The sequence below is a fragment of the Paraliobacillus zengyii genome (genome assembly GCF_003268595.1).
GTDB classification, from domain to species: Bacteria; Bacillota; Bacilli; order Bacillales; family Amphibacillaceae; genus Paraliobacillus_A; species Paraliobacillus_A zengyii.
The window spans coordinates 2237382-2252967 of record NZ_CP029797.1; the positions used below are offsets into that span (position 1 = coordinate 2237382).

General features: G+C 33.2%; 15 protein-coding genes and 1 other annotated feature. Of the genes, 1 reads left to right on the top strand and 14 read right to left on the bottom strand.

From position 1 onward, the window contains the following. Nucleotides 1-27: 27 nt before the first annotated feature. The gene (locus DM447_RS11410; RefSeq protein ID WP_112181330.1) at nucleotides 28-726 is read right to left on the bottom strand and encodes a transglycosylase SLT domain-containing protein; all 699 of its coding nucleotides are present in this window, start codon (nucleotides 724-726) and stop codon (nucleotides 28-30) included. Nucleotides 727-907: 181 nt separating this feature from the next. On the opposite strand from DM447_RS11410, the gene DM447_RS11415 reads away from it, so the two are divergent. After that, a complete protein-coding gene (locus DM447_RS11415; RefSeq protein WP_112181331.1) occupies nucleotides 908-1195 on the top strand; it encodes a DUF2624 family protein in 288 nt (95 codons plus the stop codon). 42 nt (nucleotides 1196-1237) lie between these two features. On the opposite strand, the gene DM447_RS11420 is transcribed toward DM447_RS11415, so the two are convergent. The 13 genes from DM447_RS11420 to era form a co-directional block, all read right to left on the bottom strand. After that, entirely contained in the window at nucleotides 1238-2128 is an 891-nt protein-coding gene (locus DM447_RS11420; protein ID WP_112181332.1) for a deoxyribonuclease IV, read from the bottom strand. 70 nt (nucleotides 2129-2198) lie between these two features. Then, the gene (locus DM447_RS11425; protein ID WP_112181333.1) at nucleotides 2199-3512 is read right to left on the bottom strand and encodes a DEAD/DEAH box helicase; all 1314 of its coding nucleotides are present in this window, start codon (nucleotides 3510-3512) and stop codon (nucleotides 2199-2201) included. Between the two features lie 349 nt (nucleotides 3513-3861). Further along, the gene (locus tag DM447_RS11430) at nucleotides 3862-4668 is read right to left on the bottom strand and encodes a Nif3-like dinuclear metal center hexameric protein (RefSeq protein ID WP_112181334.1); all 807 of its coding nucleotides are present in this window, start codon (nucleotides 4666-4668) and stop codon (nucleotides 3862-3864) included. After that, nucleotides 4643-5365 (bottom strand): tRNA (adenine(22)-N(1))-methyltransferase, encoded by a 723-nt coding sequence (locus DM447_RS11435; RefSeq protein WP_112181335.1) that lies wholly within the window; start codon nucleotides 5363-5365, stop codon nucleotides 4643-4645. Before DM447_RS11435 ends, DM447_RS11430 begins: the two co-directional genes overlap by 26 nt. A gap of 33 nt (nucleotides 5366-5398) precedes the next feature. Beyond that, nucleotides 5399-5935: a hypothetical protein gene (locus DM447_RS11440; protein WP_112181336.1), complete on the bottom strand. Its 537-nt coding sequence runs from the start codon at nucleotides 5933-5935 to the stop codon at nucleotides 5399-5401. 117 nt (nucleotides 5936-6052) lie between these two features. After that, nucleotides 6053-7180, bottom strand: a complete 1128-nt coding sequence (gene rpoD, locus DM447_RS11445) for an RNA polymerase sigma factor RpoD (RefSeq protein WP_112181337.1) — start codon at nucleotides 7178-7180, stop codon at nucleotides 6053-6055. Nucleotides 7181-7212: 32 nt separating this feature from the next. Then, entirely contained in the window at nucleotides 7213-9030 is a 1818-nt protein-coding gene (gene dnaG / locus DM447_RS11450; RefSeq protein WP_112181338.1) for a DNA primase, read from the bottom strand. A 443-nt stretch (nucleotides 9031-9473) separates the two neighbouring features. After that, nucleotides 9474-10283, bottom strand: a complete 810-nt coding sequence (locus DM447_RS11455; protein WP_112181339.1) for a pyruvate, water dikinase regulatory protein — start codon at nucleotides 10281-10283, stop codon at nucleotides 9474-9476. Between the two features lie 16 nt (nucleotides 10284-10299). Continuing rightward, a complete protein-coding gene (gene glyS, locus DM447_RS11460; protein WP_112181340.1) occupies nucleotides 10300-12393 on the bottom strand; it encodes a glycine--tRNA ligase subunit beta in 2094 nt (697 codons plus the stop codon). Next, nucleotides 12380-13273 carry a glycine--tRNA ligase subunit alpha gene (glyQ, locus tag DM447_RS11465; RefSeq protein WP_112181341.1) on the bottom strand — a complete coding sequence of 298 codons (894 nt, stop codon included), beginning with the start codon at nucleotides 13271-13273 and terminating at the stop codon, nucleotides 12380-12382. Before glyQ ends, glyS begins: the two co-directional genes overlap by 14 nt. 90 nt (nucleotides 13274-13363) lie before the next feature. Beyond that, nucleotides 13364-13538 (bottom strand) — a binding site (T-box leader). A gap of 58 nt (nucleotides 13539-13596) precedes the next feature. Then, nucleotides 13597-14352 (bottom strand): DNA repair protein RecO, encoded by a 756-nt coding sequence (gene recO, locus DM447_RS11470; protein WP_112181342.1) that lies wholly within the window; start codon nucleotides 14350-14352, stop codon nucleotides 13597-13599. A 79-nt stretch (nucleotides 14353-14431) separates the two neighbouring features. Further along, the gene (locus DM447_RS11475; RefSeq protein ID WP_112181343.1) at nucleotides 14432-14575 is read right to left on the bottom strand and encodes a YqzL family protein; all 144 of its coding nucleotides are present in this window, start codon (nucleotides 14573-14575) and stop codon (nucleotides 14432-14434) included. Nucleotides 14576-14668: 93 nt separating this feature from the next. Next, entirely contained in the window at nucleotides 14669-15571 is a 903-nt protein-coding gene (era, locus tag DM447_RS11480; RefSeq protein ID WP_112181344.1) for a GTPase Era, read from the bottom strand. Between the last annotated feature and the right edge of the window lie 15 nt (nucleotides 15572-15586).

Here is a 15586-nt window from a genome sequence, read left to right on the forward strand (position 1 = left end):
ATTCTTTACCCTGTAACTTTTTCCAAATTATTTAGCCAGTACAACAGTTTTATGTTCTTCTGCTTTAGTTTGAATTTTGTTTGCATAGTCACTTTTTGCAGTACCGTTTGACTCTTTATATGTCTCCATTCCAGACATTCCGCGGTGATAAGCCGTTAAAGCTTCATCCCAATTGTCATACTCGTGATGTAAGAAGTCTAAATATACCACAGACAACTGAATTGAATAGTATGGATCAAATAAAAGTTCTTCATCATAAGGTAAATCAGCCATATCTGCAATCCATGGAGCTGTATTCTTCATGAATTGAGACATACCATATGCCTGTCCGTATTTTGTTTCTGGACCAACTAAATCCGGATCGAATGTATTTCCTGTTTCAACTTTTAAAAGTTCATATACAATATAAGGATCAATCTCATATTTTTTTGCTTCATTTGCTAAATATATACCCCATGATTTTTTAAATTCCCCATCGCTATCTGCAACAAAATTTTCTGCCGTATTTTCTAATTCCGACCAATTTTTATAATTAGCTGTTTCAACATCAGTAGATTTAATATCATTATATGAAGCTGTAGCTTCTAGTTGATTGTTTTTTTGCTCTAATTGCTGTTTTTCTTGCTTCAGCGTGTCGATTCTTGTTTGATATTCTTTAAATGATATAATAAAAATAATTGCAATCACTGATATTAGTCCTCGATAAATCCATTTATTCTTTTTCATTAATTACTAAGCACACCTTTCCTGTTATCCCAATTTCTGCTACAGCATGTTATGCTATATCACTCTGTTTTATATTGCAACTAATTAAACTTTAAATCTAAATTGTTGGTACATATTCATAAAAACCGGCATATATTATTGCATTGAGTATAAATATACCCGAAACTAGAGGTGATAAAACATGCAACCATTTATTAAACAAATGATTGAAAAAAAATTAAAAAATATTTCAAAAAAAGAATTACTTAGTTACGCCAAACAATACCGTATAAATCTTACTGACATACAAGCAGATAAAATTGTTAAATTTCTTCATAATAATGATTTAAACCCGCTTGATAAATCAGATCGAGTAATTATGTTAAAAAAACTTGCTCAAATAACAGATCTTGAAACAGCGCAACAAGCCCAACAATTATTTAATCAGATAACGAAACAATATGGTGTGGATTCTTGGTTTAATCAATAATAAAAAAGGCATTCATATGAACTCATATGAATGCCTTTTTTATTATTGTTGTAAGATTTTCTCTTTAAGATCAGCTTGAAATTCAGCTTCTTTTAACATTGCGATTTCAAATTGGTATGGAGGCTTTTTGTTTTTCTTGTCTTCTCCTACATAAGGTGTTTCTAATATTTTCGGTAAATGACTTAGTTGGGGATGATGGACTATATAACGCAGCGCATCATAACCTATATAACCAAAACCAATATTCTCGTGCCTATCTTTATGAGCCTCAACTGGGTTTTTACTATCATTTACATGGATAACTTTCAATCGATCTAATCCAATAATGCGATCAAACTTGTCTAATACACCATCAAAATCATTTACAACATCATAACCAGCATCATGAATGTGGCATGTGTCTAAACATATAGATAACTTTTCGTTTCGCTCTACACCCTCTATTATTCGAGCAAGCTCTTCAAAATTGCTACCTATTTCAGAACCTTTTCCAGCCATCGTTTCTAGCGCGATCTGAACATCCTGGTCTTTTAATAATACTTCATTTAAACCCTCAATAATTCTATCAATTCCTTTGTCCACACCTTCTCCAACATGTGCACCTGGGTGTAAGACAATTTGTTTAGCACCGATAGCTTGCGTACGCTCAATCTCACTTTGCATAAAGGTAACGCCTAATTCAAAGGTTTCTTTTTTTGTTGTATTTCCCAAATTAATGATATATGGTGCGTGCACAACAATTTCCTCAATACCATTTTCTTTCATGTGTGCCTGACCCGCTTCAATATTTAGCTCTTCAATTGGACGTCTTCTTGTATTTTGTGGTGCCCCAGTATATACCATAAATGCAGTAGCACCATAAGATGCAGCTTCTTCACTAGAACCCAATAACATCTTTTTTCCACTCATTGATACGTGTGAACCTATTTTCAATTCCAACACCTCTTTTTCAAAACTAACATAATCATAACAGAAACACTTGCTTCCATACAGAAAAATTTAACTAGGAACGTTTATTTTGTTTTTGACTAATTCTCTTTTTAAGTTTTTGTTGCTCATATTTCATTTTCTTTTTATATCCTGGTTTTACTTTTTTAGTTTTCCGGACACGATTCCAAGCCTCTTGATCAGTGGTAGTGCCTGTTTGTTTTCTTTGCGAACGTTCATTCCAAGCTTTTATTTCTTTCCATTCCCCTTGTACAATATCGAATGTTGTAAACGATAGACCACGTTTAGTTAACTTCTGAATAAGGTTAACATCCGAATCGTCATAAAGATTAATGGCTGTCCCTTCCATCCCTGCACGAGCTGTACGACCCACACGATGAATGTAGAATTCTTCCTCTTTTGGCATTTGAGCATTAATAACATGACTGATACCTTTAATGTCAATCCCTCTTGCAGCTAAGTCCGTTGCTACAATATATTGATAACGCAACGATTGTATTTCTTTTAACACACGCTTTCTTTCACGGGCTTGCAAACCACCATGTATCAAACCTGCTTGAATACCTTTTTCTTGTAATTGCTTGTAGAGCTTGTTAGCTGCCTCTTTACCGTTAGTAAATATTAAAACTAAATATGGATTAATTACTTCCGATATTTTAAGAATTACTTCAGCTGGCTCACGATGACGTAAAGGTACTAATCGATGCTCGATCTTCTCTGGGGCAAAATGGTCTTTAATATGAAAAGAAGATGGATTGTGTAAGTATTTAGTTAAAAAAGGTTGTAATCTTTCTGGAATAGTAGCTGAAAAAACTAATACTTGAATTGACTCTCGTGCTCGAACTAACATCTTATCTATTTCTGTGATTAACCCTAAATCTAGCATTAAATCTGCCTCATCTATTACAAATCCTTCTGCAGTATAGATATCTAAGGCACCCTCTTGAATTAAGTCTAAAATTCTTCCAGGTGTTCCAACTACAATTTGAGGCTGTATTTTTAACTTTTCAATCATTCTTTTCTTATCTGTTCCACCAATGAATAATTTTGCGTTGATTTTATCTTCTTGATTTGAAAAAGCCAGAATTTTTTTTACTTCATTGTGAATCTGTGTTGCCAGTTCTCTAGTTGGTGATGTAATGACAATTTGTACCTCTTGTTTATTTACGTCTAAACGACTACACAATGGTAATAAAAATGCATGTGTTTTCCCTGATCCAGTGTGTGATTGTCCAATTACACTTTCACCACGTAAAACAGCTGGAATAACTTTCTGTTGAATTGGGGTAGGTTCTTTAAATTGTAGATTGTCAATGACGCCCTCAATCCACGGTTTTAAGTTGTATTGTTTAAATTGATGATTTTCCATATAAGTTAACTCCTCATTTTTTCCAAATCGTTTTGTACATCTATTATAAGTTAGATATACTGAAAATGCACATTACATTTCATTATATATCCTATATTGCCAAAAACCTATCTTTTTATTTTGCTGTTACTTCTATGATCTATATAATATAAGTATTACACATTTTGATTAAGATTATTTTATGAACAATGCGAGTTTATCATAAAGCGATTATCGATTAAAAGATAATTTGAATTATTTATGACTAACAGAGCACAAATTCATAGCTATTATTCTTCAAAAAGTCGTGCGCTAATTAATTATATTCAAAAATAAAGCAGACTATCAACGGTCAGCCTGCTTTATTTCACTATAAAAATTGAAACGGTTCTGTATTCTTAATCGATTCCTCGAAAGTTACATTTAGAGATTTTTCTGTTGTTTTCTTCTCCAAATATGATTTTAAATATGCTTTCATAACCTTTTCTACATGATGTCCAGGATCAATGACAGCTAGGTCCATTGCCATCGCATCTTGTGCATCATGAAACGTCATATCGCCAGTTACATAAACATCTGCGCCCATAAGCTTAGCCTGATTAATAAAATCTTTACCACTACCACCTAAAACAGCGACTTTTCTAACCTTCTTATTGAGTTCGCCTACAACACGTAAAGCTGGGATTTCTAACTTTTCTTTAACCCTTAGACAAAAGTCATTTAGAGATATTGTCTCTTTTAATTCACCAATTCTACCTGCCCCAATTGAATCTCCATGTTCTGATGGAACCAATACACTTGTATCTATTACTTCTAATCGGTCTGAAAGTATATCACTAACACCACCATCAATAACATCTAAATTCGTATGAACAGCATAGACCGCAATCTTGTGTTTTAATAGCTTTTCAATAATGCGACCTTCTGACTTACCTGTGTCTATTTGTTTTAATGGTTTAAATAATAATGGATGATGTGCAATGATTAGATCTACTTCTTTTTCTATCGCCTCATCTACTACATTTTCTAAAACGTCTAATGTTAGTAATACTTTATTTACTTTATCTTCCGATGACCCTATTTGTAGACCGACATTATCCCAATCATAAGCATATTCCTTAGGTGCCAGTTCTTCAAGGATAGCGACAATATCACGTATGCGTACCATCTCCTGCACCTTGCAAAACCTCCTCTATTACTTTTACCTCTTGTTTGAAGGTTGTTAATTTTTCATGATTTATAGTTCGAGCTTGTTTCATTTGCTCAATAACACGCAATCGATTGTTTTTTTCCAATTCCCACTTTTCTTTAAACGTTTCATTTTTTTCCCGTAACAGGTGTGGGCCAAACAATAATTCTTTCTTAAGATCATGATAACCGATTAAGCCATCACCATGATCTGCAACTAACACCTCATAAATATGCCCATCTTCCTTAATAATCTGTTCTGCAACTAATTGATAGCAATGCGTTGAAAACCATTCACGAACTAAATGAGCATCCACATTCGGTTGGACAATAACACGTTCAATGTTAGATAATTTATCTTTCCCACTATCTAAAATTGAACGTATTAATCCTCCTCCCATACCAGCTATTACAATTTGACGAACGGGGTAATTTGCAATTACTTCTAAACCATTGCCTTTAACAACGTCAATTTGGCTGGTTAAGTTTAGCGCTTTTACGTTATCTTTTGCACTTTGAAAAGGTCCATCGTTTAATTCACCCGCAATTGCAAATGAAGTAGAATCATTGGAACAAATATAACTTGGTAAATAGGCATGATCACTTCCTATGTCAGCAAAATATGCTTTTTTAGGTATATATTTTGCTACTGTATGTAGACGATCTGATAATAATTTTTCATTCATTATAATTACCTCGCAAAAATTATTCTTTTCTTTCTAAAAAACATAAAAAAGAAAACTCATTACTATTCCTGTACTACCTAAAAAAATCAAAAACTTCCTTTTGCTACGCATACCAATTAAAATCCAGATAGCGCATTGAAAACCTGCGAAAAGCGTGTTTAATAAAATAGAACCAAAGCTCAGGTATATTAATGTGACGGAAGTCAATAAAATGATACTTAATAAAATGATAAATGCATAGGCAATATATAATTGAAGCTTCTTCTTTGAGACAGTGTAAAAAACAAATGCAACAGTTACTATAAAAAATGAGAACAGAACTTGCATCCAGACATCTAAATGAGTAAAATATAAAATAAAAAATGAAATAGGTAATAAAAAAAGGTTTAAAGCTATGATACCTACACTAACTAAATTTATTCGTTCAGAATCAGGTTCTTCCGTTACAACGGTAGATTCACCCTCTGTATATAGAGCTAATAAAAAGTCACAATAATGACTCGGTAATAAATGAGACGCTTTCCAATATTTAATCTCTTTAATAATAATAGATTTACGATCTTCTGTCATTTGTCTGACACCTCACAAAAAGCAATACTTACTAAAAAAGGCGCAGCCAATGAAACCTCCAACATATTCAAATCATAAATTGGAAAACTCATTGTCTGCGCGTATATTTCAAAGTGTTTATTCAAGGAAATCTTTTAAACGTTTACTACGACTAGGATGACGTAGTTTTCGTAATGCTTTTGCTTCAATTTGTCTGATTCTCTCTCTTGTCACACCAAAAACCTTTCCAACTTCTTCAAGTGTACGTGTACGACCATCATCAAGTCCAAAACGTAAGCGAAGCACGTTTTCTTCACGATCTGTTAAAGTATCTAATACGTCTTCAAGTTGTTCTTTTAATAGCTCGTAAGCAGCGTGATCAGAAGGGGACGTAGCTTCCTGATCTTCAATGAAATCACCTAAGTGAGAATCATCTTCTTCTCCAATTGGAGTTTCTAAAGAGACAGGTTCTTGCGCAATTTTAAGAATCTCCCTTACTTTATCAGGAGTTAATTCCATTTCTTCTCCTATTTCTTCTGGAGTTGGTTCACGACCAAAATCTTGTAGAAGTTGACGTTGCACTCTAATAAGTTTATTAATTGTTTCAACCATATGAACTGGAATACGTATTGTTCTAGCTTGATCAGCAATAGCTCTTGTAATTGCTTGACGAATCCACCAAGTTGCATAGGTACTGAATTTAAAACCTTTTCTATGGTCGAATTTCTCAACCGCTTTAATTAGACCCATATTTCCCTCTTGGATAAGGTCTAGGAATAGCATTCCTCTACCTACATAACGTTTAGCAATGCTGACAACTAATCTTAGATTTGCCTCCGCCAGTCTTCTTTTAGCTTCTTCTTCACCTTTTTCGATACGCTCAGCTAAACCAATTTCCTCTTTAGCTGACAATAGGTCCACACGACCAATTTCTTTTAGATACATACGTACTGGATCATTAATTTTAATACCTAACGGGACACTCAAATCATTTAAGTCAAATTCTTCTACTTTTGAAATTTCTTTCATACTGGGATCTTCTTCAGATTCACCAATTATTTCTATTCCTTGTTCACTTAGGTACTCATAATATTCGTCCATTTGTTCTGACTCTAACTCAAAATTGGCTAAACGCTCTGCCACCTCTTCATAGGCTAACACACCGCGTTTCTTTCCCATTTCTAAGAGTTGATCCTTCACTTGTTCTAGCGTCAGCGTCAGTTCATTTTCGTTTTCTTTTGAACGTGATGGCTTATTATTCGCCATGAGTTCCCCTCCTTCCAAACTAACTCACCATATCAATGACTAGCATTTTTAAGTTTTTTTTGTATCTCCATAATTTCCATACCTATTTGTGCTGCTTTAACGAAGTCTTGTTGTATTTCAGCTTTCTTTTGTTCTTCCTTTAAACCTTGTATAATTACCTTATCTTCTAGTTCTGCACGAATAATTCTGATATAGTCATTAATTTCTTTATCACTAATGTCTGAATGCGTTGGTTCCATTGCAATTTCCACAATATGATTTTTAGTTGATTGATCAATAACTTTTTCAATAAAATGACTAATATCAGGAGCAAAACCTTCTTCGTAGTATGCATATAAATGTGTCACAATAATTTTATGTGAGTCCACAGTAAAAGAAGCACCTAATTCTTCTTTTACTTTTTCTGCAATTGAAGAATCGTATAGCATATAAGCAATTAATTGTTTTTCTGCATTATGAAAAGCAGGAAGTAATTTATTTTTTCGCTTATATATTTCTGTGCTTTTAGTATGGCTAGTTGCTTTCCGGTTATCCTGTATCCCTAACTTTTTCCTACGTTGTTGAATTTCATCTAATACTGTATCAAGTGATAAACTAAATTGTTTAGCAATTTCCTTCGCATAATGTTCTTGTTCCATTGGACGATTAATCGTTGCTATTTCATCAATCACTTTTTCAATATATTGAATTCGATCTCCTTCTAAGTTAAGGTTAAAGTCCTTCTTCATATACTCCATCAAAAATGTCATATACGTATTACTTGCATCAAGTACCTCTTGTTGAAAACGTTCAGCACCATACATTTTTATAAATGAATCTGGATCCAGACCATTTGGAATGCTTGCAATCTTTACAGTGCAACCAACATGTCGCATTAATTTAGCAGCCTTGTATGACGCTTCAAGACCAGCACGATCACCATCATAACAAATTATTACGAGCTCAACATATCTTTTTAACAGTCTTGCTTGTTGCTCTGTTATCGACGTACCTAAGGTAGCAACTCCGTTTAATATGCCAGCTTGATGAGCTGCAATTACATCCATATATCCTTCAAATAAAACAGCCTGTCCTTGTTTACGGATAGCACTTCTAGCCAAATCAAAGTTATAAAGTAGTTTACCTTTTTGAAAAAGTGACGATTCTGGACTATTTAAGTATTTAGGTTCTTGCTCAGTAATGGTTCTTCCACCAAATCCGATACTTTTCCCTAAATGATTACGAATTGGAAATGTAACTCTGCCTCTAAAACGATCACTTACTTGATTTTGATCATTCGCTGTTAACACGCCTGCTTTCACCATTTGTTGTGGATGAAAACCTTTCTTCTCTAGAAATTGAACTATAACCTCACGTGATTGTGGTGAGTAACCAAGTTGAAACGTGTCAATTACTTCATCAGTAAACCCGCGTTCTTGTAAATAGCGATAACCTTGTTTACCTTCTTTTGTATGTCGTAATAAATGATGGTATAATTTAGTGAGCCATTCATACGCTTTTAAACTAGCTTGGTCTTCTTGGTTGTTTAATTGTTCAGATTGTTTCTCCATATTTTCGGGTAATTCATGACCACTTTTTCCTGCTAGTTGTTGAATTGCCTGATAAAATGAAAAACCTTCTATTTCCATAAGAAAAGTTAAAACGTTTCCGCCTTTTCCACATCCAAAACAATGAAAAATCTGTTTATCCTGTGTGACTGAAAAAGAAGGTGTACTTTCCCCATGAAAAGGGCATAAACCAAAAAAGTTTTTCCCTTGCTTTTTTAGCGTTACATACTCACCAATTACATCCACAATATCATTGGCTTTCTTTATTTCATCGATTGTCTCTTCAGGAATTTGACCTGACATATACATCACCATCATCTATATAGTTCTATAAAAAACGTAAAAATCCTGCAACATTCGACATTTTTTTAATAATAATCACTAAAATTATTACTTTTTATTATAATACCTCTAATTCAAGATGAATAAACTTATGATAGCTACTTATTCTAAATCCTTTTTTTCATAGCTGTACACTACATTTAATCCTCAAAAAATAACCTATTTGTTTATGTTCTACAAAAATAATGAAATTCCTTCTTAATTTGCATCAATAAGTAATAAATTAGCTGAATATAATAAAATATTTTTTCACAATCACTAATTATAATATATATATATTAAAAATGCTATTCTTTTGATTATATTATTGCATAAAACATACAATTATAATCATGATTTACGTTATTTCCCTTTATGTATATAAAATCCTTATACTATTATACAAGGATTTTATATTTAACAACTTATAAAGTTGTTTGAGATTGAATAATTACATTTGCTGTCTCTTCGACAGCTTTATTTGATACTTCAATAACAGGACAACCAATTCGATCGATTATTGCCTGAAAATAATCGAGTTCATACGTAATTCTTTCATGGGTCGCATAACTAGCTTGTTCTCCTAATCCAAGTGTCTTTAATCTCTCTCGCCTTATGTCATTTAACTTCTTGGGACTAATTTTTAAGCCAATGCATTTACTTGATGGTATTGAGAACAATTCTTTCGGTGGCTCTACTTCTGGTACAATCGGCACATTAGCTACTTTATAACTTTTATGAGCTAAATACTGTGATAAAGGTGTTTTTGAAGTTCTTGATATTCCTATTAATACGATATCTGCTTGTTCAATTCCCCTTGGGTCTCTTCCATCATCATATTTAACTGCAAACTCAATTGCCTCAATTCTTTTAAAATAGGCCTCATCTAATTTATGAACTAGTCCAGGTTCTAATTTTGGCTTCTTTTCAAAAAAACGCTCCATCCCTTCAAGCATAGGTCCAATAATGTCGATAGATTCTATATTCATTTCAATGGATGTTTGTTTAATAAATTGCCGTAAGATTGGATTAATTAGAGTGAATCCGATCATTGCTTGGTCTCTAGCTGCTTTATTTAGAACGAATTCAAGTTTTGTTATATTATCAATATATGGAATTCTAACGATTTCATACTTTCCACCATTAACAAATTGTGATAATGCTGCTTTAATAACTTGTTCCGCAGTCTCACCAACCGAATCAGATACTAAATATATCAGTTGTTTATTTACCATTTTCTCCTCCAAATAGTTACGATGTGAATTGCTGTTTCCATTCAATTTGGCTTAAATCAGCAAATTGCAGTATTAATTGTGCAATTTTGTTTAACAAGGAAATTCGGTTTTGTTTTAACTTATCGTCCTCAGTCATTACCATTGTATGATCAAAAAAGGCATGAATTGAATCAGTTAAAGTTGTTAATGTATCAATAGCTTTAGCGGCTTCAAATGATTCCATATTGTTTTGATAATTAGTTTTAACTTTTTCATAAACGTAGTACAATTCTTTTTCTTGCTCATTTTCAAACAAGTCAATATTTATGCCAGTATCTTTACCTTTTTTAGCTAAATTTATAACACGTACAAACGCCTCTTGGTCCGATTTAAATCCTGGATCTTGTCTTTTTATTGTTAATAATTTTGCCTTTTTAATCGTAAACATCATGTTTCCGATTTTATTCATAAGAGTAGCTTCTACAATATCTTGTTCAATTCCTGCCTCTTTTAAAATATAAGCTGCTCTGCCACGGAAAAATTCTGATATGTTTTGTTTAGCTTCTTCTTTTGAAACAGTCATAATTCCTAACGTATCATACAGCTTTTCAGTAACTGTAATAAAATCATCTATTGAAGTAGACCATTTTTGATCTTGTGCAATTTGTAAAATCCCCATAGCTTGACGTCTTAGACCATAAGGATCTTGAGAACCACTCGGTACTATACCAACTGATATACAACCAATTATAGTGTCTAGTTTGTCAGCAATACTAACAATTGCACCTTCCGTAGATGATGGCAAGTTATCATTAGCAAACCTAGGCATATAATGTTCATTTATAGCTTTAGAAACTTGCTGATTTTCACCAAATATAGTAGCGTATTTTTCACCCATAATTCCTTGTAACTTCGTAAATTCATTAACCATATTTGTTACGAGATCAAATTTACTTATTTTAGCAGCACGTAAGGCATTTTCTTTTGTTATTTGATCGACCTCTAGTACTTCAGCTATTTCCTCTGTTAACTTAACAACACGTTCTACTTTGTCAGCAATTGTACCTAAGTTTTCTTGAAAGACCATTCGTTCTAATTTTTCGAGATTTTTTTCTATTGATTGTTTTTGGTCTTCTTCATAGAAAAACATTGCGTCTGAAAGTCTAGCATTTAATACCTTTTCGTTTCCTTTTGATACCACGTCAAGATATTGATTATTTCCATTTCGAACTGCAATAAAATGAGGTAACAATTCACCATCACTATCTAATACTGGAAAATAACGCTGATGTTCTTTCATTGAAGTAATTAATGCTTCTTTCGGTATGGTTAAGAACGCTTCACTAAAAGATCCAAAAAATACGGTTGGATATTCAACTAATTGACTTACCTCTTCTAATAATTCCTTATCAAGTGGTATTGTCCAATTTTGTTCCTTTTCTAAATTAGCTATTTGTTCTACAATTACTTGCTTACGGTCCTTCGCATTAGCAATTACATATTGATCACGTAATTGTTCTTCATATGTCATTGTGTTGGTAATTTCAAACTTTGTTCCTAGGAACCGATGTCCGAACGAGTAATTTGATGTAGAGACACCAGCAATTTCAAACGGTATAACAGTTTGATCATTTAAACCAACTAACCAACGAATTGGTCTAATAAACCGTAATGAGCCTGTAGACCAACGCATATTTTTAGGGAAATTTAAATCTAAAATAACATGCTTAAATTCAGGTAGTAATTCCTCAGCAGTTTTACCTGCAATATATTTTGTAACATACGCATATTCTGTTCCATTTACATCTTTAAAAAAGATTTCATCCACATCTTTTCCTTGGCCTTTGGTGAAACCAATTGCTGCCTTCGACCAGTTACCTTCTTGGTCTAAAGCAATTTTTTTAGCAGGTCCTTTTGCCTCTTCTTCTATATCAGCTTGTTTCGTTGCAAGTTGTTCAATTACAACACCTAATCTTCTCGGTGTCACATACGTTGTAATTTTTTGAAAAGGTAGTCGAATAGCAGTTAACCATTTCGCTGTTTTCTCCTGTAATTGTTTTTCTGTTGCATCTAAGAAACGTGCCGGCATTTCTTCAAGTCCAACCTCAAATAATATATTAGTTGTTTTCATTTTGTTTTCCCTCCTCTTTTAACATTGGAAAACCTAATTTTTCTCGTTCCTCTACATAAAGTTTAGCTATAGCACGTGCTAAATTTCGTACACGTCCAATATAACCTGTTCTTTCAGTGACAGAAATTACGCCTTTAGCATCTAGTAAGTTAAAAGTATGCGAACATTTTAATACATAATCATAGGCTGGAAAAACCAATCCTTTTTCCATGGTTTGTTTTGCCTCTTGTTCATATGTTGTAAACAAATTAAACAACATATCTGTATTCGATTCTTCAAAAGTGTATTTCGAGTGTTCCAACTCTGGTTGATAAAAAATATCTCCGACCGTAACACCATCTGTCCATTCTAAATCGAAAACATTTTCTTTATCTTGTATATAAGAAGCAAGACGTTCCAATCCATATGTAATTTCTACTGCTACTGGTTTGGCTTCCATACCACCAATTTGCTGAAAATAAGTAAATTGCGTAATTTCCATACCATCTAACCAAACTTCCCAACCTAGACCTGCCGCACCAAGTGTGGGATTCTCCCAATTATCCTCTACAAAACGAATGTCATGTTTCAGTGGATCAATTCCCAATTTTTCAAGTGATTCTAAATATAGTTCCTGAATATTATCAGGTGATGGCTTCATAATTACCTGAAATTGATGATGTTGATAAAGTCTATTAGGGTTCTGTCCATAACGTCCATCTGCTGGGCGTCTAGAAGGTTCTACATAAGCTACATTCCAAGGTTCAGGACCTAGGCTTCTTAATAAAGTCATAGGTGACATAGTACCGGCACCTTTTTCCACATCATATGCTTGCATTAAAATGCAATTTTGATCTGACCAGTGCGTTTGCAGTGTTAAAATCATTTCTTGTATATTCATTATTATTCCCTCCGTCTCTATTCATTTCTTATTTAAAATTATGTGAAAACACACGCAAAATCCCGTCCCTATGCCTCAAAAGTATTGAGGCATAGGGACGGGATTTCCGCGGTTCCACCCTATTTGCTATTTAAATTCAAATAGCCACTTTTTTATTGCAATGCTCCAGAGTGCCTTCCTTTTAGTGACCTATATCCAGCTTACACCGACCTGGACTCGCTCTTATAGATATAATAAAAGTACTACTCTCTTTCTAAGCAAAACTCGTCGAATTGTAATGAAATCATACGGTAAATTTGGTGTTTTGTCAACTATATTACTAATTAATCAGCATCGGTAAAAAGATCTAATTGCTTCAAAAACTTTTTCGATTTAATAAAATAACCTCCGTACTGATCATAGTACGTTTCCATTAATGCTTGCATTAATTTTTTATTTTCTGTTTTTACTGATATATTGCCGATTCGCTCAATATCCACTGCAGAAAACATTTGAAGTAATTTTACAATTGTACTAGATATAGTTATTGCCTCTTTATCAACCATTGCACATCTTTGGCAAAGTAGTCCACCTTCTTGTACAGAAAATGCGACATATGCTTCACTATGCTGTCCACAATGTGCACATTGTTGTAGTATTGGAGCAAAACCAGCCTTTTTATATAGTTTTAATTCGTACATCATCGTTATGATCTCTGGGTCTTTATCATCTGTTATGGCTTGTAAACTAAGAACAAACTGTTTATATATGAATGGATCAGCAATCTTTTCATCAATCAACTTATTGGTTAATTCGGCTATATAACTTGCATAAGCTGTTTTAATAATATCTTCTCTAATCTTTCTGTAGGACAGAATAATTTCGCCCTGCTGTAGCGTCCCTAAACCTGAACCGCCTTGCATTAGAAATGTCCCAAGAATAAATGGCTGCGTTATCGCAGCCATTCTACTTTTTGGTTTTTTAGCCCCACGTGCAATTGCTGTTACTCTGCCTTTTTCTTTTGTAAATAAGGTAACAAGCTTATGTGTTTCACCATAGTCTTGTGTGCGTAAAATAACACCTTCTATTTTTTCAAACACTACATTCACCAATCCCCTAAGGCAAATTAACGACGCATTATACATTAAATTAATTTAAATCACGTTACAAAATATAATTCTAAATTAGGTTATCATATTCTTGTATTGCTTCATTATCAGGTTCTGTTCCACTATCATGATAGACAGTTTCCAATTCTTTCATTAATAAATAGGTTTCAATGTTTCCCGTCTGACTAAAGACCTTCCATGATATGTCGACCACAAGAAACCCCACCTTTCTATGTTAATAAAATATGTGCCTACTAATAGAATGACCTAGTCTAATTAAAGCATGAGTTAAAATATTTACCATGTATTAATAGTCATCTTGACTAAAACCATATTCCTTTAAGCTCTGCGGACGATTTCGCCAATCCTTTTGAACTTTTACCCATAATTCTAAATAAACTTTTGTTCCTAATAATGTTTCAATGTCAATTCTTGCCTTTTTACCAATTTGTTTGAGCATAGAACCTTGTTTACCGATAATAATACCTTTTTGCGTGCTTCTTTCTGTAACAATCACAGCTTGTATACGCAGTTTTTCATCATCTTTTTCTATAATATCCTCAATCACTACCGCAATTGAGTGTGGAATTTCTTCACGAGTTAATTCTAATGCTTTTTCTCGTATTAACTCACTAATAATGAATCTTTCTGGATGATCTGTTACCTGATCTTCTGGATAATATTGTGGACCTTCAGGTAAATAACTTTTCAGCACACTAATCATATGGTCAACATTGTTACCTTCTAAAGCAGATATTGGTACGATTTCAGCAAAATCATACTTGTCCTTATATTTATCGATTAATAAAAACAATTCATCTGGATGTACTTTATCAATTTTATTTATAATTAAAAAAACTGGACTTTCTACATTTTCCAAGCGATCAATAATGTATTTATCTCCTGCACCAAAACCTTCTTCGGCGTTAATCATAAATAAAACAATATCTACTCCACTTAACGTGTTCTGCGCAATTTTAACCATAAAGTCACCTAGACGATGTTTTGGTTTATGAATACCTGGCGTATCAATAAATACAAATTGTGCGTCTGGCTCAGTTAAAACACCTTGAATCGTATTTCTCGTAGTTTGTGCTTTGTCACTCATAATAGCGATTTTTTGACCGATAACACGATTCATGAAGGTTGATTTACCGACATTTGGACGACCTACTATTGTTATAAAACCAGATTGATATGCTTTTTCCATGTTGTTCCTCCATTA

What these genes read in the sequence shown, in the direction of transcription:
- DM447_RS11410 (WP_112181330.1), bottom strand. Translation starts at nt 726, where the DNA reads ATGAAAAAGAATAAATGGATTTATCGAGGACTAATATCAGTGATTGCA.
- DM447_RS11415 (WP_112181331.1), top strand. Translation starts at nt 908, where the DNA reads ATGCAACCATTTATTAAACAAATGATTGAAAAAAAATTAAAAAATATT.
- DM447_RS11425 (WP_112181333.1), bottom strand. Translation starts at nt 3,512, where the DNA reads ATGGAAAATCATCAATTTAAACAATACAACTTAAAACCGTGGATTGAG.
- DM447_RS11435 (WP_112181335.1), bottom strand. Translation starts at nt 5,365, where the DNA reads ATGAATGAAAAATTATTATCAGATCGTCTACATACAGTAGCAAAATAT.
- DM447_RS11440 (WP_112181336.1), bottom strand. Translation starts at nt 5,935, where the DNA reads ATGACAGAAGATCGTAAATCTATTATTATTAAAGAGATTAAATATTGG.
- rpoD (WP_112181337.1), bottom strand. Translation starts at nt 7,180, where the DNA reads ATGGCGAATAATAAGCCATCACGTTCAAAAGAAAACGAAAATGAACTG.
- dnaG (WP_112181338.1), bottom strand. Translation starts at nt 9,030, where the DNA reads ATGTCAGGTCAAATTCCTGAAGAGACAATCGATGAAATAAAGAAAGCC.
- DM447_RS11455 (WP_112181339.1), bottom strand. Translation starts at nt 10,283, where the DNA reads ATGGTAAATAAACAACTGATATATTTAGTATCTGATTCGGTTGGTGAG.
- glyS (WP_112181340.1), bottom strand. Translation starts at nt 12,393, where the DNA reads ATGAAAACAACTAATATATTATTTGAGGTTGGACTTGAAGAAATGCCG.
- glyQ (WP_112181341.1), bottom strand. Translation starts at nt 13,273, where the DNA reads ATGAATATACAAGAAATGATTTTAACACTGCAAACGCACTGGTCAGAT.
- era (WP_112181344.1), bottom strand. Translation starts at nt 15,571, where the DNA reads ATGGAAAAAGCATATCAATCTGGTTTTATAACAATAGTAGGTCGTCCA.